26 protein-coding genes, 1 tRNA gene and 1 pseudogene are annotated in these 26579 nt (G+C 42.5%); 15 read left to right on the top strand and 13 right to left on the bottom strand.

Translation table 11 applies throughout. The annotated features are described in order from the left end of the window. Positions 1 to 178 precede the first annotated feature (178 nt). Positions 179 to 853: a hypothetical protein gene (locus tag BLW16_RS07450; RefSeq protein ID WP_139298279.1), complete on the top strand. Its 675-nt coding sequence runs from the start codon at positions 179 to 181 to the stop codon at positions 851 to 853. 177 nt (positions 854 to 1030) lie between these two features. Next, positions 1031 to 1969 (top strand): sulfite exporter TauE/SafE family protein, encoded by a 939-nt coding sequence (locus BLW16_RS07445; RefSeq protein ID WP_090556146.1) that lies wholly within the window; start codon positions 1031 to 1033, stop codon positions 1967 to 1969. Positions 1970 to 2060: 91 nt separating this feature from the next. On the opposite strand, the gene BLW16_RS07440 is transcribed toward BLW16_RS07445, so the two are convergent. Continuing rightward, positions 2061 to 2131, bottom strand: a tRNA-Cys gene (locus BLW16_RS07440). Between the two features lie 360 nt (positions 2132 to 2491). On the opposite strand from BLW16_RS07440, the gene BLW16_RS07430 reads away from it, so the two are divergent. Then, on the top strand, positions 2492 to 2776 hold the full coding sequence (locus BLW16_RS07430; protein WP_139298278.1) for a hypothetical protein: 285 nt from the start codon (positions 2492 to 2494) through the stop codon (positions 2774 to 2776). 451 nt (positions 2777 to 3227) lie between these two features. Here the strand turns inward: BLW16_RS07430 and BLW16_RS07425 are convergent, their stop codons facing one another. Continuing rightward, positions 3228 to 5147, bottom strand: coding sequence for an ATP-dependent DNA helicase (locus BLW16_RS07425; protein ID WP_245735168.1), 1920 nt, complete (start codon positions 5145 to 5147; stop codon positions 3228 to 3230). A 295-nt stretch (positions 5148 to 5442) separates the two neighbouring features. Here BLW16_RS07425 and BLW16_RS07420 point away from each other — a divergent pair, with 295 nt between their 5' ends. Then, positions 5443 to 6552: an AI-2E family transporter gene (locus BLW16_RS07420; RefSeq protein ID WP_090555920.1), complete on the top strand. Its 1110-nt coding sequence runs from the start codon at positions 5443 to 5445 to the stop codon at positions 6550 to 6552. 309 nt (positions 6553 to 6861) lie between these two features. After that, complete coding sequence (locus BLW16_RS07415) at positions 6862 to 7041, top strand: hypothetical protein (protein ID WP_139298277.1); 180 nt, start codon at positions 6862 to 6864, stop codon at positions 7039 to 7041. Between the two features lie 65 nt (positions 7042 to 7106). On the opposite strand, the gene BLW16_RS07410 is transcribed toward BLW16_RS07415, so the two are convergent. After that, positions 7107 to 7385 carry a hypothetical protein gene (locus tag BLW16_RS07410; RefSeq protein ID WP_090555918.1) on the bottom strand — a complete coding sequence of 93 codons (279 nt, stop codon included), beginning with the start codon at positions 7383 to 7385 and terminating at the stop codon, positions 7107 to 7109. Positions 7386 to 7654: 269 nt separating this feature from the next. Beyond that, positions 7655 to 8014: an RNA recognition motif domain-containing protein gene (locus BLW16_RS07405; protein WP_090555917.1), complete on the bottom strand. Its 360-nt coding sequence runs from the start codon at positions 8012 to 8014 to the stop codon at positions 7655 to 7657. Positions 8015 to 8213: 199 nt separating this feature from the next. Between BLW16_RS07405 and BLW16_RS07400 the strand changes: the two genes are divergently transcribed. After that, positions 8214 to 9050, top strand: coding sequence for a sulfurtransferase (locus tag BLW16_RS07400; RefSeq protein WP_090555916.1), 837 nt, complete (start codon positions 8214 to 8216; stop codon positions 9048 to 9050). A gap of 123 nt (positions 9051 to 9173) precedes the next feature. Here BLW16_RS07400 and BLW16_RS23665 read toward each other — a convergent pair whose 3' ends face one another. From BLW16_RS23665 to BLW16_RS07370, 7 genes are all read right to left on the bottom strand, one after another. Next, positions 9174 to 9401: a helix-turn-helix domain-containing protein gene (locus BLW16_RS23665; RefSeq protein ID WP_245735179.1), complete on the bottom strand. Its 228-nt coding sequence runs from the start codon at positions 9399 to 9401 to the stop codon at positions 9174 to 9176. Continuing rightward, positions 9383 to 9667, bottom strand: a complete 285-nt coding sequence (locus BLW16_RS23660; protein ID WP_245735167.1) for a hypothetical protein — start codon at positions 9665 to 9667, stop codon at positions 9383 to 9385. Before BLW16_RS23660 ends, BLW16_RS23665 begins: the two co-directional genes overlap by 19 nt. 141 nt (positions 9668 to 9808) lie before the next feature. Next, the gene (locus BLW16_RS07390) at positions 9809 to 12274 is read right to left on the bottom strand and encodes a TonB-dependent receptor (RefSeq protein WP_217631533.1); all 2466 of its coding nucleotides are present in this window, start codon (positions 12272 to 12274) and stop codon (positions 9809 to 9811) included. A gap of 425 nt (positions 12275 to 12699) precedes the next feature. Further along, the gene (locus BLW16_RS23655) at positions 12700 to 12957 is read right to left on the bottom strand and encodes a hypothetical protein (protein WP_090555914.1); all 258 of its coding nucleotides are present in this window, start codon (positions 12955 to 12957) and stop codon (positions 12700 to 12702) included. A gap of 149 nt (positions 12958 to 13106) precedes the next feature. Further along, a complete protein-coding gene (locus BLW16_RS07380) occupies positions 13107 to 13553 on the bottom strand; it encodes a hypothetical protein (RefSeq protein ID WP_139298276.1) in 447 nt (148 codons plus the stop codon). 24 nt (positions 13554 to 13577) lie between these two features. Further along, positions 13578 to 13850 carry a MarR family winged helix-turn-helix transcriptional regulator gene (locus BLW16_RS07375; protein ID WP_394332010.1) on the bottom strand — a complete coding sequence of 91 codons (273 nt, stop codon included), beginning with the start codon at positions 13848 to 13850 and terminating at the stop codon, positions 13578 to 13580. Next, complete coding sequence (locus tag BLW16_RS07370) at positions 13841 to 14032, bottom strand: hypothetical protein (protein ID WP_090555911.1); 192 nt, start codon at positions 14030 to 14032, stop codon at positions 13841 to 13843. Before BLW16_RS07370 ends, BLW16_RS07375 begins: the two co-directional genes overlap by 10 nt. A gap of 46 nt (positions 14033 to 14078) precedes the next feature. On the opposite strand from BLW16_RS07370, the gene BLW16_RS07365 reads away from it, so the two are divergent. From BLW16_RS07365 to BLW16_RS07350, 4 genes are all read left to right on the top strand, one after another. Continuing rightward, positions 14079 to 14270, top strand: a complete 192-nt coding sequence (locus tag BLW16_RS07365; protein WP_090555910.1) for a hypothetical protein — start codon at positions 14079 to 14081, stop codon at positions 14268 to 14270. A gap of 141 nt (positions 14271 to 14411) precedes the next feature. After that, positions 14412 to 15614 (top strand): GAF domain-containing sensor histidine kinase, encoded by a 1203-nt coding sequence (locus BLW16_RS07360; protein ID WP_090555909.1) that lies wholly within the window; start codon positions 14412 to 14414, stop codon positions 15612 to 15614. Between the two features lie 311 nt (positions 15615 to 15925). After that, positions 15926 to 16786: a helix-turn-helix domain-containing protein gene (locus BLW16_RS07355; protein ID WP_090555908.1), complete on the top strand. Its 861-nt coding sequence runs from the start codon at positions 15926 to 15928 to the stop codon at positions 16784 to 16786. A 63-nt stretch (positions 16787 to 16849) separates the two neighbouring features. Further along, a complete protein-coding gene (locus BLW16_RS07350) occupies positions 16850 to 17500 on the top strand; it encodes an HD domain-containing protein (protein ID WP_090555907.1) in 651 nt (216 codons plus the stop codon). A 147-nt stretch (positions 17501 to 17647) separates the two neighbouring features. On the opposite strand, the gene BLW16_RS07345 is transcribed toward BLW16_RS07350, so the two are convergent. After that, the gene (locus tag BLW16_RS07345) at positions 17648 to 18136 is read right to left on the bottom strand and encodes a hypothetical protein (protein WP_090555906.1); all 489 of its coding nucleotides are present in this window, start codon (positions 18134 to 18136) and stop codon (positions 17648 to 17650) included. 166 nt (positions 18137 to 18302) lie between these two features. Here BLW16_RS07345 and BLW16_RS07340 point away from each other — a divergent pair, with 166 nt between their 5' ends. Continuing rightward, positions 18303 to 18725, top strand: coding sequence for a DUF2846 domain-containing protein (locus BLW16_RS07340; protein ID WP_090555905.1), 423 nt, complete (start codon positions 18303 to 18305; stop codon positions 18723 to 18725). 3 nt (positions 18726 to 18728) lie between these two features. Here the strand turns inward: BLW16_RS07340 and BLW16_RS07335 are convergent, their stop codons facing one another. Then, on the bottom strand, positions 18729 to 19331 hold the full coding sequence (locus tag BLW16_RS07335; protein WP_090555904.1) for a TetR/AcrR family transcriptional regulator: 603 nt from the start codon (positions 19329 to 19331) through the stop codon (positions 18729 to 18731). 476 nt (positions 19332 to 19807) lie between these two features. Between BLW16_RS07335 and BLW16_RS07330 the strand changes: the two genes are divergently transcribed. From BLW16_RS07330 to BLW16_RS07315, 4 genes and pseudogenes are all read left to right on the top strand, one after another. Next, positions 19808 to 20692 carry an AraC family transcriptional regulator gene (locus BLW16_RS07330; protein ID WP_090555903.1) on the top strand — a complete coding sequence of 295 codons (885 nt, stop codon included), beginning with the start codon at positions 19808 to 19810 and terminating at the stop codon, positions 20690 to 20692. A gap of 11 nt (positions 20693 to 20703) precedes the next feature. Beyond that, positions 20704 to 22125 (top strand): arabinose isomerase, encoded by a 1422-nt coding sequence (locus BLW16_RS07325; RefSeq protein ID WP_090555902.1) that lies wholly within the window; start codon positions 20704 to 20706, stop codon positions 22123 to 22125. Between the two features lie 118 nt (positions 22126 to 22243). Next, positions 22244 to 23048, top strand: a pseudogene (locus BLW16_RS23995) (SDR family oxidoreductase). Positions 23049 to 23481: 433 nt separating this feature from the next. Beyond that, positions 23482 to 26577, top strand: a complete 3096-nt coding sequence (locus tag BLW16_RS07315; RefSeq protein ID WP_217631532.1) for a SusC/RagA family TonB-linked outer membrane protein — start codon at positions 23482 to 23484, stop codon at positions 26575 to 26577. The last annotated feature ends 2 nt before the right edge of the window (positions 26578 to 26579 follow it).

Here is a 26579-nt window from a genome sequence, read left to right as displayed (position 1 = left end):
CAAGCAAGTGGCCGGCCCTGTAATATTGATCAGACCTTCCGCTTGCCCTGGGGTACAATCTCCACTTGATATTGGCTGAAGCGGTCGGCATAAACCTAGCAATCAAACACAACTTGTTGCCGGCTGCCCAGCCTTTTTCTGTACCGGGTTCAATTAGAAAGAGCTATGGGGTATGCAAATGAATAAATATTTAATTAAAGGAAGTCTGTTTACAATTACCAGTCCTGAATCGGTAACTGAAACCGTTAAAAGGATTTGGGTTGATGGGATTGAAATTCTGCCTGAAGTAGGCCATGGGCTCCGGCCATTTTATGAATGTGGTTTCGACTGGGGCGATGCCGGCGGGAACCGCTCATACACTGCAGCATTAACGATTTGTCTGTCTGTATTTCGTGAAGAAAGACTTGCCGAAAATCTGTTTGTGTGTTTTAGGGAAGAGTTTGTACGGCATTTTCCGGCTCAGGGTTTTGAACTGTATATTGATCTCACTGCATTTTTAATCACATACAAATCCAGGCTGAGGCCCAATTTGTACAGCCGCTTCTGTTTCTCCTCCACGATCAATTCACGGGAAATTCTTTTGTATAAAGATCCTTTGTCCGGCGAGGTCATTGCTGATCTTGCAGAGAATTATACCATGCACAATATGATGATCTCTAATGAACGACTGCGAAAGCTGAATGAAAGAAAGCTGAGGCTGATGTTCAGGTTCCTTATCAGGGACAGGTACAGGATTAAAGGCAATGATTTCAATGAAGTGGTACAGAAGGCTGAGGAGATCATGTCCGGTTTTTACTGGAGATCCCTGGAAAAAGTGCTGAGGAGGAAGTATATGGAGAAGTACAGGAATTAACTATGGTTTTATTACCTGGTTGAGTGCTGAATAAACCGCCGTTTTCGGGGAGAATCTGTAGCTCTCAAATATACTACTAAACAAGTAGTCTTTAATTATTTATTTTATATTTGCGGATATACACGAAGCCACAAATATAAAATGAAGGATCATAAAAACCCAGCTGCTGATAGACTAATGGAAGAAAACAAAGCGGAAGCAACACAACATTATCCAATCAGAGATGAAAAGTACTGGCGTGTGATTGCAGGAAGGTGTTTATTCGCACTTGGGTTTATGATCATCGGCCATCTAATCGCTTCGTTCTATCCTATGACAAACCTGATCAATGCATTTAAAGCATTTGGAGACACTCTGGGACTGGAACCTGCATTTGGCTGGATGTTGCTGGCCGGTTTTGTAGCGCAGCTTGTAGACGGTGCCCTTGGAATGGGGTATGGTGTGATCTCAACTACGGTACTGCTTTCTACGGGATTGAATCCTGCGTCGATCAGCGGAAGTATCCATACTGCCGAAATGTTTTCAAGCGGGGCTTCTGGTTTTAGTCATTACAGGTTTGGCAATATCAATAAAAAGCTTTTTAAAACACTGTTATTACCGGGGGTTACCGGGGCAATTATAGGAGCTATATTATTGTGTTATCTGGGAGAAGCTTATGGCAGCTGGCTCAGGCCGTTACTGTCCGTCTATACTTTGCTATTGGGTGCCCGTATCCTGTTGAATGCGTTCAGAAAGAAGAATGAATCCCGTAAAGTTAAACATGCCGGATGGCTGGCCGGAGCCGGAGGTTTTCTTGACTCTTTTGGTGGCGGAGGCTGGGGGCCATTAGTTACCAGTACTTTAATTGCCAAGGGGAAAACCCCGAGATATATTATCGGAACTGTAAGCCTTACGGAGTTTTTTGTGACTTTAGGAAGCGCACTTACATTTTTTATCATTTTAGGAACAAGCCATATTCAAACTATTGCAGGCCTTATCATAGGTGGTGTGCTTGCCGCACCAATCGCTGCAAGGCTTGCCGGTAAGCTTAATACCAAAACTATTTTAATTGCTGTAGGTATCCTGGTGATCGTTTCCAGCACCCGTACATTACTCAAAACCGCAGGAGTAATTTAACAAATAAGCCAGGCTATCCGGCCTGGCTTATTTTCAACAAAACTTTCGATTTAACCAAAAATCTGAAATAAACGTATCCTATTACGTTTTGACGTCAAGAACGGGATCGAACCGCCGTAAGAGGTTTTGCAGACCCATACCTAACCACTCGGCCACATGACTAGGTTTAAACTCCAGGATAAATCAGAGTACAATTCATTCCTGATGGCACAAATATAATAAAGACTATTAAAACAGTATACTATAACTTGTGTTTTTTTTACCTGTTTCTTAACTTGCTTAATTATAGTGAACCGGTATACCGCAGAATGCAGATTTTTACGCGCATTCTATTTACTTCCAGCTTGTGCGTTTGTATGGCAAAGTTTGCCAGTAATTTAATTGTTGCCAGCTTTCCTTCACACCTCGTTCCTGTAGCGTCATGCCTATTAACTTTATCTGAGGTATACCGATGTCCTGATGATGAAAGCTGAATGTATCCTGCATGGAGCAGGAGGTACATAGGCGGATGCAGACGCCATTGTGAACAAAGATCGGGCAAGAGCAGGAGGGGCATTGGCTGCACTGACGACTCAGCGCCAGCACGAATTCATGGGAGAAGGCCTCCGCTGGAATGACCTGATCAGGGAAGGGCTGGCTGTAACCCAGATAAACGCATCGCGTACAGCGGATGCAATTACTAAGATCAATGAGGTTTCCAAATTATGTGATCTACCCTGTACCGGCTTCAGAACTGCAGACCACCGCAGGCTTCTTCACCCAAAATCCTGGTTACAACTAAGTATTAAGCCTGACAGAAGTAATTGAATGTTACCGCAATTCTCGTACGTTGTTGCTGGTTCCTTGCCGATGAGTGCGTGCCAGCTACGCACCTTCTGCTTATCTATGTCGGACGCACAAGCATCTTTGCGGCAGGGAACAGGTCAAAACCCAGCGAGAAACAGATTCCCGGAAATCAAATCTCTTGTACTATCACATATAAACACTAGCGTGCTTTTTCGTCAAAAAAAGTAAATCCTATTCATTTTAAATTTTTATAATTAAGATTTTAATTTAATCATTAAGAATTTATTTATAATTTAATAAAACTGTTATGTTTGCTTTATAATTTAAATCACGTGGAATATTAAACAGGCCGGTATATCAATCTGCTCATAGATTTTAGTTTTAAAAAATATTTGGTCTGGAATCGAATAAAGCGCTATTGATCGAAGTGAAAAACATCTGACCCTTGGATATACTGAGGTAATTGTGCAGCTCAAAACAGCTGAAGATTAGTCGGAGCTTGCTGGCTTCCGGAAGATGAGCCCGGTCTGGTCAGCAGGTGTGCCTTATGTTTGTTGATCCAGTCAGTATAATACCCCACTCTGATTGGTTCTTTCAATAATAGAGATGCAGTCTGAAGCAGGTGTATCCTGGTTTCAATCACTTGCCTGTACTTCTGGAACAAGTGCTGAATCTGCTGCTCAGCCTTGTTTTTTGGCTTGATCCTGATATTCTTATTAACATGGTTTAGCAGTAGCAGGTTGATCTCTTTGGTAAAGTATACTGCTGCTGATGTTATTCTGTCCTGCAGTATCTGCTGATCTTTGAAACCATTTTCCTTATGCAGGTTTTTCACCTGTTGCTGAAAGCGCTCTGCCACTGCCATCAGGTCCGTAACAGATTTTTTAAGCTGCGCCAGTAAGGCCCTGAATTCCGGCAGATTTGATTTCACCATTTCGGCATTTGAAACGATAACTTCCAGTCCGCTCAACATTTGATTAAAAGAAAAATGGTTCAGTACCAACTGAAGAATGAATTTCTCCTGTTCGCTAACCAGCAGATGATCCATTTCATCCTCACCGGCCGGTTTCATATAGCTGATGACTTCCTGGTTTGATCTTAGGCTCTCCGTATTGATTTTCGATCTCAAAATAAGCCCGTTGAGGGTTCTGACACGGCTTAAGGCCACATAAACCTGTCCTGCAACAAATGATTTTCCTGCATCAATAACAGCACTGTCAAACGTCAGTCCCTGACTTTTATGAATGGTTACCGCCCATGCAAGTTTGATGGGATATTGCGAAAATTCACCCACCTGCTGCTGCACAATGGTCTGCTCAGGATCGGTTTTATATTCAAAGGATTGCCATGAAGTTTTTTCAAGCAGCAGGTCCTCATCCTGCGGAAAGGAAATATAGATCTCCCCATCACGAACAGACTTTACCTTCCCAATTTTTCCGTTATAAAACTTCCGGTCATCACCAGTGTCATTTTTGATAAACATGATCTGTGCCCCCTCTTTCAATTTGAGTACCTGTTCTGCCTGAAGGCCGGCTTCCCTGAATTCACCGTTTACCTCACCATTAAATGTAAATTCCTGGCCCGGAAGCTCATCCAGCTTTTCCTTATTGATCGCAGTTGCTTCAGCATTATGAGAAGTAATAATGATAGGATTTGACTCCTCCAAAGCACTAAATTTGGGGGAATATCTCTTATTCAACAAAGCTAGCGTACTTTCGTCAATCTGGTTGTTTCTGATGGAATTCAAAATATTTATAAATTCCGGTTCAGTTTGCCGGAATACGGTAGTTAGCTCTATCTGTAAAAGCGGATGTCTGCGGATAACATGGCTTTCAAAGAAATAAGGCGAAACGTAGGCCCTGCTTAAAAATGTCCATTCTTCTCTTTTGACCACGGGAGGCAACTGATAAAGATCTCCAATGAGCAATAACTGCACCCCACCGAATGGGGCGTTGTTTTTTCTGACATACCGCAGTATGGCATCTATCACATCCATTAAATCGCAGCGCACCATAGATACTTCGTCAATGACGAGCAGCTCCAGTTCATTCAGCAGGTTCGTCTTTTCCCGGTTATAACTAGAGTCGGAAACCATTGACTGGATAGACATAAACCCGGCCTGCAGATTCTCCAGGCTGATGTCACCAGGGAAAAAGGAGCCTGTTGGCAGCTGAAAAAATGAATTGATGGTAGTACCTTTTGCGTTCATCGCCGCAACTCCTGTAGGGGCTACGATCACCATCTTTTTGGAACTTGTTTCTTTGATCCGTTTAAGCAGGGTGGTTTTCCCTGTCCCAGCTTTTCCGGTAAGAAAAATATTCTGATTGGTGTAATCTATAAAAGATAAGATCTTGTCGAAAATTGAATTTGCAGGCTCTACATTATGCATCATACAAATTTAATCGAATTTTTCTTCTGTTGCGCCTTTTTTGAAACCTATGATCAGTTCTTTTGAAATATAAATGCCAGGCTGTGCAAATCGGTATGTAGGGAATAATATACATTATTTCCGGGTATTTTTCTGATGGTTATTCTGTAACTTGTTGATTCATAAATCAATATTCCCTGATAGTTACATTTGGTAAAGCTTCAGGTTGTATGGCTTATTTATTTCTTATGAGCAGAGGCTGATCCTGTTAAGACTTTACCGATGATCTGCCTGCTCAATCTATTATATATCGCTCATTATGGACCTAAAACAACTGAAGAGTTTACCATTCCACATTAAGTTATCATCAATACTTATTAGTCTGGTCACACTTTGTTATATTACCATTGTTGCCAAAGAGATTCTGTCTCCTTTAATTTTTTCTTGTTTGTTCTCCATTTTGCTGCTCCCGCTGGCTGCATTTCTTGAAAATAAGATGAAGTTACCCCGTAGCGCTGCATCTATGGTATCTATATTGCTGTTATTGGGATGTATCGGTTTTATTCTGTACGTGATCGGATCGCAGATGTCTGATCTGGCGAGCGACTGGCCCCAGTTTCAGCAACAGCTGCTGAGAACGCTAGACGGCCTGCAGGATTGGATAGCGGGAACGTTTCATGTCAATGCAAATAAGCAACTGACCTATGTTCATTCTGCTACCAGCAAAGTAATGGCATCAGGAACAACGATGTTGGGAGCAACCCTGTTATCCTTATCCTCGCTAATGCTGTTTTTTGTATTCACATTTATCTACACATTTTTCTTTCTGCTGTACCGCAGGCTGATCATGAAATTTTTAATCGCCGTATTTCTTGACGAAAATTCAGCAACTGTATATGAAATCATTGAACGTGTGCAGTACATGATCAGAAAATATATCATCGGACTGCTGATTGAGATGGCAATTGTATCATTTGTTGTTTGCCTGGCTTTCTGGCTTTTAGGAATCAAATACGCAGTTCTGCTGGGCTTAATTACAGGCTTGTTTAATATTATACCTTATATAGGTATATTTTCAGCATTGGTGATTAGTTCTCTTGTTACATTTGCCACCGCTACGGCATTCTCAAAAGTGATACTGGTTATTGTTACACTGATCATAACGCACCTGATCGACAGTAATATTTTACTGCCGGTAGTTGTGGGCTCTAAAGTCAGAATTAATGCACTGGTGACCGTGCTTGGCGTAATTATTGGCGAAATGATCTGGGGAATACCAGGTATGTTCCTTTCAATCCCTGTTATCGCTGTGCTGAAAATTATATTCGATCGTGTTGACGGATTAAAATCATGGGGCATTATCCTGGGAGATGAGGAGTATAAGCAAAATAAATTGGCCACCAGACTCAGTACCAAAAGCAGAAAGTAATTTCTGACCTTCTTTTTAACTATTAACCCACTCTTCATTGCCCTTTATGTAATTACATAGCCGCTGCCTGTTTTACTTTGGAATCTTTATTGTTGTCGCTTCACTCATCCCCAGCATAAAGAATGATTACTGGATATTCCGGGTGTTTGAATTTCCAGGGCTGCAGAAACTGGCTGCCAATATTGTGGTTTTAATATCAGCGGGTTGCTTGATCGAGGAAAAGGAAAAGGATTTTTCAATAGCTTTAATGCTAAATACTTCTTTTAATGTTTTCCACTGGATTATGTGTTTTATTCGGTTGATTTTACTTTGACAGCTATCGAAAGAAAGCTGAGCTGCGGATCGGATCATTTTCCAATGTATATTAATTTGCAATTTAATCCGGCCGCGGAGATGAAAAATGAGGTGCCGCTGCCTGACCAGGATGACATTGAAATACAGGATGACATTGAAATATTTAAAGAGAAGGTGAACGCAGAAACAGGTTAATCATTAACTCACTAAAACTCTCTGCTATATGGCAGCCCTGCAATGAATGCTAAAGCCCGTGATGATTAGGCAACGGCACTACCATATTGAAGGATAAGTGAGGCAACGCTTTTTTCGATGTCGTAATAATCACTGATCGCTTTACTTAAAGCCAGGCGGAAATTGAAATGATCATCGTCAGTCCTTCTTGCCTGAAGAACCAGGTCATTGTTATTGATGAATTCCAGTGAAATATTGTAAGATCCTGCTAAATGTGTAAATGGAACTTGCCTGTCGATACTTGCTTTCAGATTTTGCCTGATTGAAAAACATAATTTTTCAACTTCTCTTTCAGAGTTATACATATAATCAGCTTTTGATACTACACATATTACAATATCTTTGCCAATTTAAGAATCCGAATAAATCGCGTAAAAAGGCATAGCTATCCGAAGAATTGTATAGAAAATACTACATTAAGGCATTTGGTAATACCATTTAGCTGATGCTGCCGGCGCATCATGAAGCTATTGTGCTGCTGATAAGCCCGATGCGTGCAGCCTACCCGATTTGGGAACTGAATTGCTCAACCAGCTGCGGGAGATAAGATAACGGGCATCCCTGTAAAGCGGGGTCAGGACTTTCTGGGCCTTTTCTTTTTAACGATAGCTGAAGGCCCTTCAATTTTAACATATTTTGGATTGGGGGATGGAATTTGCGCTGGCTTGGCTTTAGTAGCTGCGGGCGCCACTGTCTCCTTGTTTATTTTTAAACTTAAGGCCTGCCCGTCTATAACCCGGCCGTTCAATGCTGCAACTGCATTGACTGCATCTGTCATACTTTTCATCTCCAAAAAAGCATAACCTTTGCAGATACCCGTTTTTTTATCTCTAACGATCTTGACAGTACTCACCGTCCCATGCAAACTAACTAATTGCACCAATTCAAGTTCTGAAATATTGAGAGGAAAGCCTCCTATGAAGAGTTTGACCATTGTCGTGGTAGTGATTAACTTAATTTTTCAATGAATTTCGTTTAACGCTGCAAAACTAAGAATATTAATTATAGATTGTAGCGCTGAAATTATTTTTAACCAGATTTGGTTAGGTTTTTATCATGCATAAATATTAAATTTGAATTTATATCGTTTTCATTTTGAATAGTATATTTAAGCGTAACAGCGTCAGAATAACATGAATTATACAACTTTTATTACCATTCAGGAAGCCGAAAGAAATCTTCAGAATCCTGATGTTCTCTTTATAGATTGTTCATTTTCATTGGCAGATGAACAATGGGGCTTAAAGGAATACAGCGAAAAACATATTCCCAATGCTGTTTATGCAGATCTGAACAAAGACTTGTCCGGCAAAATAATTCCTGGAGTAACCGGTCGTCATCCGCTGCCCTTAAAGGATGAACTGGTAGCCACGTTTTCAAAATTAGGAATTGGCAGCACTACCCAGGTGATCGCCTATGATTCACAGTTTGGTGCAATGGCGGCTGCAAGATTATGGTGGCTTTTGAAATGGAGCGGGCATGAAAATGCAGCGGTTCTCTCAGGCGGCAAAAGCTACTGGGAAAAGAATGACCTTCCGCTGGATTCAGAAAAGGTAGAGAGGACTGAAGAGTCATTTTCAGCCAGTTTTAATGATGCATTTTTGGCTGAATCAGATGATATTCTGGAGAAAATTAACGGGAATAGTATTTGCCTGGTTGATTCCCGTACCAATGACAGGTATCATGGGCAGAATGAAATTATCGATCCTGTTGCCGGTCATATTCCAACAGCAATATCCAGGCCTTTCAACAGCCTTGTAAACCAGGATGGCCTGGTTAGGGATAAAGCTGAAATTGAGGAATATTTTAAGGATATCACCCCGGAAAATGCGGTTTTTTATTGTGGTTCCGGCGTTAGTGCTGCATTTAATGTTTTGCTTTTTGTACATATTGGCAATGTTTTCCCTAAAATGTATGCCGGTTCCTGGAGTGAATGGATAACAGATCAGAACAGGCCGGTAGAGGTGTAGGCTGAACAGATCATATCAAAAGGTTTAAAACATACGCATTCCGCGGGCACAGCTGTACACGCATGAAGACTGTATGATATTGGTCATGCCTGCTGCTTCGTTTTTTAGCTGCAGGCATGACCATTACAATGCCAATCTGAAACTTGAAGTCACCTGTGTCGTTTGTTTTTTAAAGAAGTGGTTAAAGTGTGAAGGGTCTTCAAATCCAAGGCTGTAACTGATTTCAGAGATGCTCCAGTGTGAATGTTTGAGTAAGGCTATTGCCTCCCTGGTTAGCCGTTCTGATATATGTTCAGTGGTTGTTTTTCCCTTTACTGATTTTACCGCGCGGTTTAGATAATTGACATGTATGCCCAGCTTTTCGGCAAAGTCGCTTGCGGAGCGGAGTCCGAATTCTTCAGTGACCCTCCGAAATTACTTTCTTCCAGCATTTCTCCCGTGTATGGAATATCTGGATTGAAGAATACAAGCGAAGTTCCGTCAACCTCAAGGCTTTTGTCTCCATAATGAAGTAAAATCCGGCCTTTAAATAAAGACACCTTATAGAAATCGCGGCGCCGGTAAAGCATAGTTGCGCCATTAGCATATTCATCGTTGCTTAAGATAGCAAACTGCATGTTTTTACTATCTATGCTCCCCGGGCGTATATTGACTTTATCCTTATAGAAAGCTTCAAGAGTTTCGGTCTTTTCTATTATACTAAATTAACTAATTCTCTTTTAAGACGAATGATTGCCGCTAAGGTTTTTTACCCTGTACTAAAATGGGAAAATCGCTTTAAAGCTTAGATTCCTGCCGATATTGTAAATTCCGAGGTGTCCGTTTGGAGAGACTGTATAATACTCAAAATATTTTAACCGGTTGAGATTAGACTGATATGCCTTATCAAAGAGGTTATCTATCTGGAAAAACAGCTCGCAGAAAGTTTTTTCTGATTTTCTTTTGATCGTTGTACCAGCGCCGAAATTGATGAGGGTATATCCGGGAGTAGCGGTTTCAGTATCATCCAGGGCATAAAAATGATTTTGAGCGGTATAGGCATCTGCTTCAGCTTTAAAATAGATCTTCGAAAATATTCCGTATGCCTGCTGTAAAGTGACCTTTAGCTCAGAGCGGATATGGAACGGAGGAATAAAAGGCAGGTATTTTGCAGCACCGCTGGACGCAGCGATCAGCTCCTGGTTTTTGTTGATGCCGTTTACATAGGCTAGGCTATTGTTAAAGGCAAGCCATTTTAAATTACGCGGATGAAGGTTGACAGTAAATTCTGCTCCGTAAAGTTTGGCTTTGGACTGCTGGTATTGATATGTACTGTTACCCGGAACAATCACTATTGGATTGCCGTTAGCATCGGTCAGTTTCGATTGATAAATATAGTGATCGATCTGATTGTTAAAAAATTCTGCGATCAGGTCTACATCTTTCAGATAGGCGATGACACCAATATCTTCCTGCAGGCTAAATTCAGGACTAAAGCTGCGGTTCCCCAGGTAAACAATATGTGCACCGGGATCAAGCCCGTTGGAGCCAATTTCGGTGATGTTCGGCGCCCGGTATCCCCTGGCGATGTTCGCTTTTAGTAATAGCCGCTCGCTGACGTTGTACGTTGCCCCTAAACTTCCCAACAGGCCTTTGTATACATGTTTGAATGCCGGGAATTGCAAATGTGCGCCAGCCGTATCGGGTAGTCTGACCTGCTGCTCAAAACCGTTTTCAGCATTTGGACCTACATAAAAGTCGTTCCATTTCATGTGGCGGTTATCATACCTGATCCCGCCTGACAGGTCAAGTTTGCCAAAAGTTTTTTTGGCAAAAAGAAATGCACCCGCATCAAACAGGTTGTAATCAGGAATGGGGAAATCTGTACCTGTCTTGCTGCGGTTGGTCTGATACATCCCGTTTACACCTATCGTGCTTTCTATGCCTGCAATGGAGGGCAAATTATATTTGAGATCATAATTAAGCGTGTTCAATACAACGTATAAGCCGGCCTGCTCAGCCAGGGTAGGGTGGTTGTATTCTCTTCTTGCGCTGCGCTGTAAACCTACTGAAGCCTGCAGGCTGCCTTCCCCAAGTTTAAAATCATTGCGTGTATACAGCCGGTAATGTTGTATCCGCTGATGGAGCGGGGCAATAGTATAAGAGCGTAATTCATCGTTGCTGACCAATGGCCTGTTTCTGATATTATCATTACCCGCTTCGTTTACCTGTTTTGTAAAACTCCTTGTCAGTGAATCACGGCTGCCATCAGGTATTTCCTGTTTATTATCGTATAAGGTTGCCGTAAGCTGCGAGGAACCCCATTTTTTATCGACCCTTGCAGTTCCCGACAAATTGAACTCCCTGAACCCGGTGTTATAAACAAAACCGTCAATCTTATTCTGATAATCATGTGCCGACTTGACCGTTGCCCTGAAGTTATACCTCCAGTCATTTTTTATATAGGCCAGGCCCAGCGAAGTGCCGACCATGCCGTTGTTGGTGTGGTAGTCTGCCACGTAATCTCCTTTCAGTATACCTTCGGCCCCGTCAGCTACAGCCGGAATCAGGTTAATGACCCCTGCAAGGGCGTCAGAGCCGTAGGTTAAACTTGCAGGCCCCTTAATTACCTCGGCCCGGCCAATCCCATACTGGTCGATCTCGATACCATGTTCATCACCCCATTGCTGCCCCTCCTGCCTGATGCCATCATAGAGCGTTAACACCCGGTTGTAACCCAGACCCCGGATAAAAGGCTTTGATATATTTGGGCCTGTAGTCACTGCATTGATGCCTGGCACACCTTTAACAATCGCATCAATGATATTATTGTTCACATTTTCATTCATTTCCTTTTTGGTCATTACAGCAATAGGCACAGGATTACGGCGTAATTCCGTAGCTCTTGATACCCCGGTTACCACTACCTCATTGAGTTTGGAGCTATTCTCTTTTAAATTTCCGTTTAGCACGGCAGCCTCGCCGTTGGGGATTGTTATTTTAAGTTTCTCAGTCAGGTACCCCACTGCAGAAAAGGAAACTTCATATGTACCGGGAACAATGTTTTTCAGTTCATAATAACCTTTTTCGGTACTTGTGGCATTTGCCGAAATGCCTTTGATGACAATATTTACAGCGGGCAGCGGCTCCCCGCCGTTGGTCAGCCTCCCTTTTAAAGAACCCGTCTGGGCTAAAGTAACGGCAGGTATGAACAGTACTAAAATCAGGTATAACGTTTTCATCATGTTTGTATATTCTTCTTATCTGAAGGCAAAGCAAATAATAATAATTTTATAAAGCAAATTATAATTATTAGTTTAAACTAATTATTATAATATGTTACGTCTGTCATTGTTGCTGAAGCAGACGGTTCAATCTGTTACACCAGCAGGAGGCTGTTATATATCTTGATGGGGGTTTACAGAAACAGGAGTTTCTCCTCTTCCAGATCCGGGTAATGGAGGTGTTTGCGTATAATGCCTTCGTTGAGCAATTCTTCTTCGGTATTTTTTTTCAGCAACCATTTCCTTTGCTAGTCTAAAAGATTGAGGTAAAATGTTTTGACTTCTTCCGGGAGGGTAGTTTCGTTATCTGACTGAACTTTCAGCTCCCATTTACCGGCAAGTTGCAATAGAAAGGGCTGTCTGTTTAACTCCTCGTTATAATTTGTCTATAAATGCAGGAGCATATAGTCTGCCAGCTCCCTTTGTATCCTGCTTTCTGTCTCTTCTTCAGGGCTGGCATCATCAAGGTCGGGCAAATCGAATCTTTTGATCAGATAGGGTAGTGTCAGTCCCTGCAACAATGAGGTTAACAGGATCACGATAAAAGTGATAAACAGGATCAGGTTCCGCTCCGGGAATGCTGAACCATCGGCGAGTTGAACAGGAATTGATAAAGCGGCAGCAAGTGATACTACACCGCGCATGCCTGTCCAGCCCAGTACCAGTGGATTAGTTTAGATCTTTACTAAAATATGCATTGCATGCATCTCTATTGCAACAAATATGAATAGTTTTATTACATATTGCCAGGCCTGAAATAAAATGAGCCGTCGCCACCGCTGAACCGTTAATCTTAGTTTCCGCTAAGGCATTTTTTTAAAACAAACTTTGGATGCTGATAATCGATCGGGGTGCTTTTTGTGAAAAAGGTCATATTCATATAGATCTCCATCGATCCGATACCCATGATTAAGCGGTCATCTTTTTTTAACAGCGCTATTGGAATCCTGTACCATTTTTCAATGCCATAACTTTGGTAATGAAAAGTTCCCATCAGGGTATCACCTTTAATGATTCCGTTTACATCACCTGAATCTTTATATACCCCGGCATAATTGATTTCAAACTGCCCGTGAAACTCTTTTTGGGTAAAGTAGACTTTAAAGCTGGCAGTATCCCTTTTGTCTACAGCACGATACAGTACTTTTGGCCCGCCCTCACCAACAGCATCGCTATTGCAACCGGTAAATACAAAGGCCAGGCCGGTGCAGAGGATGATTATTGCTTCTTTCAGCTGCATTGAAATTTGGTTGATCTGTGTCATTTAGATAATACCATCCTCCTTATTTTCATGCCATTTTGAGATTTTAACGCAGGTACTTATAAACTGTTCGTATTTTTTTGCGCCAATCAGGTTGATATATTTTTCAGTCATCGTATCTGCCATTTTACCAATAGCTGTGTATAAGTTTTTTCCTTCTTCTGTTAAATAGATCATGATCGATCTGGCATCTGTTTCACTCTTACCAGTATAAACCAGGCCCAGCCGTTCAAGTTCCTTTACCGTCTTACTTACGCCCTGTTTGGTTACCATGATTTTATTGACCAGTTCATGGTTAGTGATTCCTCTGCGATACTCATGAAATAGGGCATAAAAGTTATATTGAAATCTCCCGGCACCAAGGCGGCCAGTTTTGCAGTGGCCGCCCTGTCTGTATGGCGTCTTAAAATATAAAGCAGTTTGAAAATTACCCTGTCAGGATCTTGAACATGTTCCATATCGCAAATTTAAAATAAAAATCAGGTAATAAATGATTCCTTATAAATGCCATTTAAATCTAAAATTGACATCAAAACCCGGCGCATGATTGCCAAAGGAATGAACCTGTCATTAGCTAAACAAGCTGCTTATGGCGCATTAGACCATAGCCTGTCTAAACATGCGCAGATGCAGGCTTACCTGGATGGCTTCCTGCTGATCTCGATTTTCTTTGTCTGCACCATTTTATGCAGTTAGCGAAGCGTGTTAATCCGCTAACTATTTTAATCATAAGACTTTCTGATAAAAACTTGTCCTATGGCTTTTAAAGCTTCCAAGCTGAACAATTACGTGGAAATGAGTTATATTTGAAATCATCTATTGTCTAGCTTATCACGAATGAAGAATATTCCATTAAATAATGCCGAAGCCCAAAGACTGGGCGCTCTGGATACTTATGATATTTTTGATACGGAAAGCGAACAGGAATTTGATGACCTGGCATCTCTGGCATCAACGATCTGTGAAGTACCGATAGCGTTAATCACCTTTATCGGTGCTGACCGGCAGACATTTAAATCGCATTTTGGAACAGACCTGAAAGAAAATAGAAGGGATATGTCATTTTGTAACCACGCGATTGCATCAAGTGATGATATCATGATGGTGCCGGATGCCAGTCTCGATGCCAGGTTTTCGGATAACCCGGTAGTAACCGGCGTTACACAGATCTCTTTCTATGCCGGGGTACCCATTATCAATGAAGATGGATTTGCCCTGGGAACAATTTGTGTATATGATCAGAAAGCCAACAGCTTATCACCTAATCAGGTTAATGCACTTAAATCCCTGGCCAAACAGGTGATGGACAAGCTGGAACTCAGAAGAAAGATCAGACAACTGGAAAAGACCAACCATAACCTGCTGAACTCCAATGTGCTGATCCAGAAATTTGCATCGATGGCTGCTCATGATATTAAAAATCCGTTGAGTAACGTATTATTGGGCTCCCAGGCATTGAAAATACGTTATGAAAAACAACTGTATGAAGGTTGCTTAAAGCTGATAGATCTCAATATATCCTCAACGCAGAACTTACTTCAGCTGGTAGACGAAATGCTGGAGTATTCCAAATCGCCCTCCTCCCTTCTTGCCAATAAAAGGCAATTCAGCCTCAATGGCCTGCTAAAGAAGATCATCAACATGCAAATCATTCCGAAGGGAATAAAGATCAGTATCCCTGAGGAAAAGTATGAAATTTACACCTCATTGATTGCGTTCGACCAGATTATTCTTAACCTGCTGAACAATGCAATCAGGTATAATGACAAGGAAGAAGGACTGATCGATATCCGCTTTGAGCAGGATGATGAATATTACAAACTGGAGATCGAAGACAATGGCATCGGTATACCTGCCGAATACCATGAAAAGATCTTTACTTCCAATTTCACATTGGGACAAACAGACAGAAATCAGCAAAAAGGGACAGGAATAGGTCTGTCAACCGTTAAGGATCTTGTGACGGCGTTAAACGGATCAATTGATGTGACTTCAGCACCAGGTACCGGGAGTACATTTTTTATCCGGATTAAGCGGTAATCAGCAACGTTTTTCTAAAAAAAAATATTACTGGCTTCAGGAAGTCAGACTAGCAGTCCTCCATTGAAAATTATAACCCACCGAGATTCTCAGATTTGCAGGTGTCTGCGGTATCCAGTAATACAATCAGGTACACCGGAGCGTTTAACCAGAAAATGTCTGGAAAGAAATTTTTGTCATTTATGTGATCTTAAAAGCAGGCTGGTTCATTTAGTCAGTTGGCCGTCACATCATAACAGCTTCACGTTTGAAAATAAACGTTCATCTATATTTGCCAGCCGGGGCGTATCAACAGTCAGAAGGATGAATCTATGTTAAACGATGAAAAATTTAGCGTAACTGATCAGGAATCAAATTATGCTTTCTCTATTAGTGATTACGCAGACCAGGTATTTGAGGGAGAAGCAGCATTGCGCCTGCTTCATAACCGGATTCTGTTTGTCCGGGAAGGGAGCGGTGTACTGATGATTGACAATTATGCTTATAACATCAGTGGTCGCCAGATTTTTCTGATGGCCAAAGACCAGTCTTTTCACATTCGGAAGGGAGCATCCATCACCGGCTATGAACTCAACTTTGATGAATTCTTCTGGGAAAAGGCACCGGCCAGCGCCAGTAACTGTAAGTCTGTCCTTTTTGATAACGCTGCGGTCAACCAATTGTTGCCATTAGACCGTGGGGATTTTAAAGAAATTGCGCCCATATTCCGCGCCTTATGGAGAGAAGACCGGAAGCCGGACTACATTAACAAACCTGATGCACTGGCAGCCTATCTGAAGATCATGATGATTAAAATGGCAAATATCAATGCCGCTTTAAAAGCAGGATTTGATAACTATGAATACCAGCAGTACCGCCAGTTCTATGACTTGATCGGTAAAGACTTTATGGTTTCCCGAGAAGTGGATTATTATGCGGCAGAACTGAATATTTCATCACGAAAACTTACAACATTGTGCAAACGTTACAGCGGGAAGGGGGCAAAGGAATTGATCAACAGTAAACTCATGGCCGAGGCAAAACGCTACCTCCAGTTCTCCTCAAATCCTGTTAAAGACATCGCCTTCCGGCTAAGGTTCTCTACTCCGGAACAATTCAGCCATTTTTTCAAGAAAAATGCCGCGCAATCTCCTCAGCATTACAGGCGCGGGCTGGTCAAAACTGACATGTGATCTTCCTTTTTTAACATTCTGTGTGCCATCTTAAGGGGCTAAGTTTGTATAAAAAATATACATATGTCAGTAAACAGATTAAAATCACTTGCCGGGATCAGCATTCCGGACAGTGCAATAGCCATCCAGGCTACCGAGTTACTTCTGGAACATGGAACTGAATTTATCTACAACCATTCGTTACGCGTTTTCCTTTTCGGCTCTCTGAACGGACAGCGCAACAACAAGATATATGATCCAGAGCTGCTGTATGTGAGCGCGATGTTTCACGACCTTGGTTTAACTCCTCATTACAGCAGTCCCGATCTGCGGTTTGAGGTGGACGGAGCCAATGCAGCCAGAAATTTTCTTCAGGGGTACAGTCTTCCAAAAGAGTCATTACAATTGGTCTGGGATACCATCGCCCTCCATACCACTATCGGAATAGCCGAGCATAAAGAGCCTGAAGTGGCACTGATGTATGCCGGGGTAGGATTAGACGTGATAGGAGAGGATTACGAAAATCTCAGTGATGCCCACCGCGAAGAAATTATTGCTGCTTATCCCAGGAATAACTTTAAAAACAAGATTATTCCTACTTTTTTCTCAGGTTTTGAGCACAAAACGGATACTACCTTCGGCAATATCAAAGCAGATGTCTGCGCATTTATGATTCCGAATTTTCACCGTAAAAACTTCTGCGATTGTATCCTGCATTCTCCATGGAGTGAATAGAGGTCAGTGAAAATCCCCGGGAATTATTCACCCTCCCGGGGATTTTGCGGATGGTGCAGGTAAACATCCTGCTGCGGAAAAGGCATGACAATGCCGTTTGCCCTAAATATTGCTGTAATAGCGATGTACGCTTAGCACTGAATTTAACTAGTGCCGGAACCCGATAAGCTGTTCCTGGTGACGGTCAAGCCAGGCCTTACTGGTATTTGCCTTGTTCAGCAGCTCAGTCAGGATTTTTGCCGTTGCAGTTAAGTTGCGAAATGTCTGCACTTTGCCTTTGTTCGTAAACACTCCGTTTCCGGCGGTCACGAAATTTTTTTCGGTCATCTCCAGTTGTGCCCTCGTACCAATTGTGTCAACGTTCGTTTTCAAGTAGATCTTTGCTTTGTGTACGGTCTTTTTGATCTGTTTAAATATGCTGTTCTGCGCTAATGTGGCTTTATCTGCCGCAAATTCATCCGCGCTTTTCCGGGCTGATGTCTTTGCAAAAGCCTGCATTTTGATCACAAAACTATTGATGGTACTATCTTTCCCGTTCCTCACCCGCGTGGTATCCCTACTTTGTGCATATAATACCATGCAGGCACACAGGCATGCGCCAATAATAATCAGCGAACGGGATAGAAATTTTATCATTTATAAAAGCAGCGGTTATAATTTTTTTATGAAAAAAATTATATTTTGGTGGCTAAATCATTCTTTATGAAAAAAAGTTCAGTAAAACGGATAAAATAAATTGGGTTTTTTATTATATTGAGTGATAATTGAAAATAAACAGGTCTGAAAATTTCACACTAATACTATGAAAGCATTTAAATTAATCGCGCTATTCGCATATCTTATTACCGGATCTTTTACTGCTTTCTCACAAACAAACGCCGGGCAGGTTTATTTGATCAGGTCCACAGGGTACACCGGATCTGCTGTTAATTACTCATTTTATATCGATGATCAATTAATTTGCAAACTGAAAAATAAGTCGTTTTCAATACATGATTTAGGTGCGGGCGAACATACCCTTAGCGTCGTTAGCGGGGGCTTATCCACCGGAAAAAAATCACCACCGTTGAAGATCATGGTGGCTGAAGGTAAAACGAACTATGTCAGTGTAGTGAGTACTCAAAGCGGATATGCTAACAAGATTACCTGTCAGGAAATCACACAAAATTCAGCTGAACCGGTTCTAGCAAAAGCTAAAGAAAAAAAGGATTGCCTGTCTAAGTAGGGTCTAGGCACAGTCAAGTGTGCTGATCACCCCTGCAATGGCTTTCTTCAATACTTTATTGTTCATTGCCGGATCTATATCTTTGTAATAGCGATTTAAGGCTGCAAGGCCATGCACAAAAGATACGCATACCAGATAGCTACACCGGAAATTGCCTTCCGTAAATGTATCTTTTTTTGCTACTAACTGTATTTGTTCCCGGAAGAGATTAATAAATGTTGCCAGTGCCGGGAAAGCTTTCCCCACGTCTGTAACACTTGCACCTACCGTGTACATCAACTGGTACAGCTCGGGCTCTTTCGTTGCAAAATCCAGGTAGGCCATTAACATGGCTTCAAACCTTTCTTTCGGACCGGTAACCATTGCCAGCTCTTGTTGCATAATATTGATCAGCATGGTATATCCCTGTTTTGACAATTCAATCAAAACGGCTTCCTTGTTTAAGAAATAGGAGTAGATGATCGGAGGGCTGTATTCTATGATGTCGGCAATTTTCCTGATACTTAATGACTCGCTTCCCTCATTTTTTATGATTCCCATTGCGGCTTCGAGGATCTGTTTATGGACCTTCACCTTTAGCCTTTCCCTCCGCTCTTTACTGCTCATAACGATTTATAATTGATAGTGTTAAAGTTAATGCTTTTATGAACAACATAGTCCTGAAATAGATATTGCTGTAGTTTAAACCTTATCCGCATATAATTCTTGCGTATTCAGGACGTACCAGGTATACCTCATCTAAACGCGGGGCATACGCTAACTATACGGCACCGGTATATCTGAGGTATTTTTGGTATATAGCTGCAGTGTTTGTGGAGTATACATGGTATGGAGCAGACAGGGTTAAAACAGACGGGAATACTTTTAAAATAAACCAGATATCGTGCCTAAATGGAAGGAGAATAGGGAAAACAACATCACTGTGTTCATTCTCCTAACCTAAATATAGACCTAAAGACAAGAATTACAAAAGTAAAAGATATGAGATTTTAAATGCACTTATTGATATCATTTAACAAAATGATACAAAGAGTGCCTGTGTTTATTTATTTTCGATGATCAGTAACCGGCACTAACCAAATATGGAAGCTTTTAGAAAGTATATTGATGCAGACCATTCAGCGCATATTGAGCAACCGGATTTGGGTGTTAAAGTATTGAACGTTGGTCATTGTATTCATGATCCGGGTTCTGTTTATCCCGATCCTAAACATCCGGAGGATTATTTCTTTAAATGGGAGGAGGGCCGGGTGCTTTCAGAATACCAGTTGGTCTATATTGCATCTGGTACAGGTGTATTTGAGACGGAGTCCTTAGGCCTGATAGATATTCAACCAGGCACCTTATTTTTTCTTTATCCGGGTATCTGGCACCGTTTCAGGCCAAATAAACAAACCGGCTGGACAGAGTATTGGGTAGGATTTGAGGGTAATTACGCCAGCCACCTGATGAAACAGGATTGCTTCAGCCCCGAACGTCCGCTTATTCAAATGGGGTTTAACGCAGAATTCATTGATATCTTTATTCGCCTTATTGATGCCATGAGACAGGGCGGCCTGGCTTGTAACCAGCTGGCCGCCTGTTTCTCCATACAGATGCTTGGCCTGGTATATGCTTCTGCCCTGTTAAAAGCACAGAGCCATAGCCGTAAAATGCAGCTGATCAATAATATCAGGTACAGCATTCACGAAAACCTGTACTCCAATATTTCTGCTGAAGACCTGGCTGCAAAACACAATGTGAGTTATGCCTGGTTTAGAAAAGCTTTTAAGGAGATTACAGGCCAGTCCCCTGGTCAGTATCAACTCAACCTTAAAATCCAAAAGGCTGCTAAAATGCTGAAGGAAACCGGTCTGAGCGTTGCAGAGATTGCCTTTCAAAATGGATTTGAATCTGAATATTATTTCTCCAGGGTGTTTAAAAGCAAAATGTCACTTTCCCCCTCCAAGTTTAGAAACACCTTATAATTCTTAAATATATGACTCACCGCCTTTTTAAAATAGGTTTATTTGGTATAGGCCTTGACACTTACTGGCCTCAGTTTGATGGCCTGGAACAAAGGTTAACCGGCTATCTGGAAGAGGTAGAAAATAAACTGAAAAACTATGGTACTGAAGTGCTGAACCTGGGGCTGATAGATAATGCCGGCAAAGCCTTCGACGCAGGGCATGATTTTAGAAAGGGTGATGTTGATATCATCTTTTTATATGTAACTACCTATGCTTTATCGTCAACTGTATTGCCGGTAGTGAGAAGGGCAAAGGTTCCGGTAATTATTTTGAATCTCGCACCGGGAGAAGCTATTGATTATAAATCCTTTAACCAGCTGAACGACCGTACTCAAATGACAGCTGAGTGGCTGGCTTACTGTTCTGCCTGCCCTGTTCCTGAAATTGCCAATGTATTCAGGCGCTCAGGGATCCGTTTTCATCAGATCACAGGAGTTTTAAATGATGTGTCAACCTGGGAAGAGATCAGCGAATGGATAGCGGCAGGGAAAGTGGCACATATCATGAGCCATAATACGCTTGGTTTGATGGGTGGTTATTATAGTGGGATGCTGGATATTTATGCTGATATCACGCTGCAATGTTCCGTTTTTGGGAATCATGTAGAAATTATAGAGCCTGATGAATTGACTGCCTTAAGAGAAAACATTCCGGATGAGGAAATCGAATTCAGGATTGATGAATTTCAATCGGTCTTTGAAATTGATCCGTCCTGTGAGCAGCAGGAGTTGTACAAGGCAGCGAAAACCGCCCTTGCACTGGATAAGCTGGTTGCACGTTACAATCTGGGATCGATGGCTTACTATCATAAGGGAACCGGGAATACAAACGGAGAAACCATGAGCTCTATTATTTTAGGCAATTCCCTGCTGACCGCGAAGGGCATCCCGGTAGCAGGGGAATATGAAGTGAAAAATGCACAGGCGATGAAAATCATGGACAGTTTTGGGGCGGGAGGCTCATTTACGGAATATTATGCCATTGATTTTATGGATGATGTAGTGCTGATGGGCCATGATGGCCCTGGCCACCTGGCTATAGCTGAAGGTAAAATAAAGGTGAAGCCGCTGCAAGTCTATCATGGCAAGGTTGGAAGCGGGCTATCGGTTGAAATGTCTGTTAAAGTGGGCAAAGTAACCTTATTGTCTGTTGTTGAAAATGATGGCAAAATATTCTTCCTGGTGGCCGAAGGTGAGTCTGTTGCGGGACCAATTCTCGAAATCGGCAATACCAACAGCAGATATAAGTTTGCGGTTGGATCAAGAAAATTTGTTGAGGACTGGAATGCCCATGGTCCGGCACACCACTGTGCTGTGGGTATCGGTCATTTGTGTTCAAAAATAAGTAAGCTGGCAAGCCTGCTCAACATTGAATTGATAAAAGTTTGTTAGCGGTTAGTTACATTTATGATACCACTATTTGCCTTTAGTTACAATGTTGAAACCACCAATTCAGCCGGCAAACCTGTAGCGTATGGGTTCTTCTAGTTTCTTTGTGAAACAAAAGTAAATGATATACAAAATGGAAAACGCTCAGTATGTAAATAAAGATCTTGAAGGCAAAATTGCACTTGTGACTGGTGGAACCCAGGGAATAGGAAAAGCGATTGCTGACAGATTAGCCCGGGCTGGGGCCAGGGTGATCGTAACTGCAAGAAACCGTCCCGGAGACATGGAAATTAAACATCATTTTATTGCAGCAGATTTCTCGGAGGTCACGAACGTTGCCCGGATGTCAGTTGAGATCAATGAACAATTTGGCGGCGTGGATATCCTGGTCAATAACATGGGCGCAAATATCTATCCGGGTGGAGGGTATGGTACACTGACAGATGAGCATTGGGACCAGGCATGCAGGTAAATCTGTTATCTTCAGTACGTTTAGACAGGGCCTTATTGCCTAAGATGCTGCAACAAAAAAGTGGCGTTATCATCCATATCTCCTCAACCAGTGGTAAGTTTCCTCTCTGGGACGCTACAATGGCCTATACAGCCGCTAAGGCTGCACTGAATGCTTATAGTAAAACACTGGCCACTGAAGTTGCCCCTCAGGGGGAAGAGTAGTGACAGTTTCTCCCGGATTAAACAAAACCCAGGCTATGGCTACGTTTCTGGATGATCTGGCTAAAACTGCAGGTATTACTTCTGACGAGATAGCTGCTAACCTCGTGGCAAGACTTGACGGAATACCGATGGGAAGAATGGCACAGCCTGAAGAGACGGCAGAGTTAGTTTATTTTCTAGTTTCATCACGGGCATCTTATATCACAGGTGCAGATTATCATATTGATGGCGGTAACTATCCGGTTGTTTAATGATGCGAAGATGACGGTATAACACATTCATGTAAACCCCTCCTGCAATAGGCAGAGAGGGTTTTTTTGGCTTTACATCAGTTCTGCCCGAACGCTGCTCATGCGGTAGCAGCATACAATTACCGGCCTGCAAAAATTGAGACGAATAGTCAACAGGTTGAACAGTAAATGTTAATCTCATTCGGTTATTTTGAAATCAATAAACCGAAATATAAACCATTATACATCTATGCCTGATTTCGGGCATATGTTAAAGATCTTGTCCGATGTCATGTTGTTCAGATGCTTTATGATTAAGAAGGGAGGCCATCACAAAAATCATTTACTCTTCAATATTCCCTGCAGATCTTAGGATCGGCATGCAGCCAGGTTAACCCGGCACATGGTGATCTCCTGTCTGAACTTTTTGTCAACCGAATATAAAACATATAGAATGTATAGAATATTTACCCCTTATAAACACGGGAAGAAACTGAAATATATCAAGAAAAGCGTGTCCATGACAACATTGATTTCAGGTGTAATCTTAGCTGTTCTCTTCCAGGGAGAAGCCTGGTCAAAAGAAAGAATCTATCACGGAAATGCCCCGGACCTGACCGCTCTGAGCGGATACCCGGCCGCCGGACATGACTCATCGCTTCAGCAAATTGAGGTCAAAGGTAAGGTAACTGACGCCAAAGGTGCTGCCATACCAGGTGTTTCCATCAAGATAAAAAATACCAGTACAGCTTCCGTAACGGACGGAAACGGTGAATTCAGGATCAGGGTTGCTGATCAAAACGTGAGGCTGATCTTTAGCTACACGGGCTTCGTCACACAGGAGAAAGACCTGAGCAGTGGTACGGTGCTGAATATTGTGCTCATCGAGGACAATAAAAACCTGACCGAGGTAGTGGTAGTTGGTTATGGCCAGCAACGCAAGGCGACGGTTACAGGTTCGATAGCGAGGGCCAACCTCGAATCGTTCAGGGATGCTCCGAATACCAATATAGGACAATCCCTGCAGGGAGCAGTGGCAGGTTTAAACGTCGGCCCGGTAACGGGAGCCGGCAATACGCCAACGATCAGGGTGAGGGGCCAGAATACACTGGGCGGAAATCAGAATGCGCTGATCATCCTCGACGGGATACAATTTAATGGTAACCTTTCGGCTATCAATCCTGATGATATTGAATCCATCGATGTACTTAAAGATGCAAGTTCAACTGCAGTATATGGTGCCCAGGCGGCAAATGGCGTGTTACTGGTGACAAGCCGCAAAGGTAAAGGTGAACCCAGAATAAATTTTACCACTTCTTATGCTACGCAGACCCCTACGTCAGATTTACGCCCTATGAACCGGGCCGAGCAGCTGGAGTACATTAAGGCGCTGGACTTCACCAAGTCTTACACCAACCCTTCATACGTTCAGCCGGATATCACCGTGATCGCTGATGGTGGGTTGAAGAATGCCAGCGGACTTTTACCCAATGATTTTAACTGGTATGATGCCGGAACCAACCGGGGATCTATCAATGAATATGGTTTAAGCGTATCAGGAGGGGCAGACAGGATCAACTATCTGATCTCGGCCAACTATACGAATCAGTCGGGTTATATCATTAATGACCAGTTCAAGCGAAAAAGTGCAAGGGCAAACCTGGAAGGCAAGATCAATGACTGGCTGACAGTGGGTGTGCAAACGTTCGCCGCATTTAATAATGAAGACGGAGCTCAGCCAGACAGGACTTCTCTGATCAGAACTTCCCCGCTTCTGGTACCTTATGATGCCAGCGGGAACCTGATCGTACAGCCTTACAGTACATCTCAGGATATCAACCCTTTCAGCAGCTCTGATGTTGATAATTTTGACAGACATAATTTCTACTTTGCCAATCTGTATTCGCAGGTAAACTTTCCCTTCCTTGAAGGATTATCCTACCGGCTTAATTTTGGTAATAACGGACGGACGGATAATGTTTATATCGCAAACCCATACGGGGCCAGTCAAACAGGTAGTGTATCTAAGGCTACAGAACAATACTATGATTATACCCTGGATAATATCCTGACCTATAACAAAAAGATAAAAAAACATGGCATTACAGCTACCTTACTTTACGGTGCCATTGAGCGAAGGGATGAGTCTACAAAGGCAAATGCCACCGGCTTTAGCCGCTTAACACTGGGATATAACAATATCGGTCTGGGTGCCGTGCAAACCGTCAGCTCTGATGGTTACCGGGAGAGCCTGAATTACCAGATGGCCCGTGTAAATTATACTTTTGACGATAAATATATTTTCACCGGTACGGTGAGGCGCGATGGCTATTCCGCCTTTGCTGAAAATAATAAATATGCAGTCTTTCCTTCCGCATCGCTGGGATGGATCGTGACGGATGAGCCTTTTTTTAAAGTGCCTGTCATCCAATACCTGAAAATCAGAGCAGGATATGGAATCAGCGGCAACCAGGTTCAGCGGTACCGATCACTGGACCAGGTGCGTTCCAGCGGATATAACTATCTCTTTGGCGACGGAAATTCCAATACGCTGTTCGGACAGCGCGTCTACAACCTGGGCAACCCGAACCTGCGCTGGGAAAAAACACGGGAGATCAACGTAGGGGCCGACTTTACTTTATTCAAAGGGCGCCTGAGCGGTGCGCTGGATGTTTATTCCCGCAAAACCAAGGATCTGCTCTTCAACGTTAACATTCCTAACGTTACCGGATTTGAAACCATTACCAGCAATATAGGTGGTGTGTCAAATAAAGGAATAGAGCTAACACTGACCTCTACCAACATCAACAGCGGCGGTTTTAAATGGAATACCACGTTTAACTTTTCCAGGAATATCAATAAAATCACTGATCTGCTCGGCAATGGTGACCTGATCAACAGCAACCTGTTCATCGGCCATTCCATCAACAGTTTCTATGACTACAAATACAACGGTATTTATGGTTTAAATGAAACTATTCCGGCAGGATATTACCCCGGAACACGCAGGGTGGTAGATACCAACGGTGATGGGGTGGTGAATACAAACGACCGGGTGATTGTCGGTTCTGCAGATCCGGCATTCCGGTTCAGTGTGCTGAATTCATTTGACTATAAAAACTTTACGTTCAGCTTTTTCATCAACTCTATCCAGGGTGGCGGCAGCGGATATATGGGCGACAATTCAGTGTCCCTCATCCTCAATGATAATAATATAAGATATAACAATTTTGCAGGGATCGACTGGTGGTCGCCCTCAAACCCTAACGGAGAATACCCGAGGTCACAGGTATCGCCCACCTTTAACCCCAAGTACTTCAAGTCCCGAAGTTTTGTGAGGTTACAGGATATCACATTGAGTTATAAATTTCCTCAGCCGCTGCTCAAAAGCATACACATGAAAAACTTAAGCATCTTCGCCAGCGGCAAGAACTTATACACCTGGACCGACTGGAAAGGCTGGGACCCTGAGATCACCGACGGTGGTCTGAACATGGGTGCCAGTCCATTGCTAAAAGGTATATCAATTGGACTAAACGCAACATTTTAAAA

The sequence above is a fragment of the Pedobacter hartonius genome, from assembly GCF_900107535.1.
GTDB classification, from domain to species: domain Bacteria; phylum Bacteroidota; class Bacteroidia; order Sphingobacteriales; family Sphingobacteriaceae; genus Pedobacter; species Pedobacter hartonius.
The sequence above is the reverse complement of the archived record's forward strand: the minus strand, read 5'-3'. Positions and strand labels throughout refer to the sequence as shown.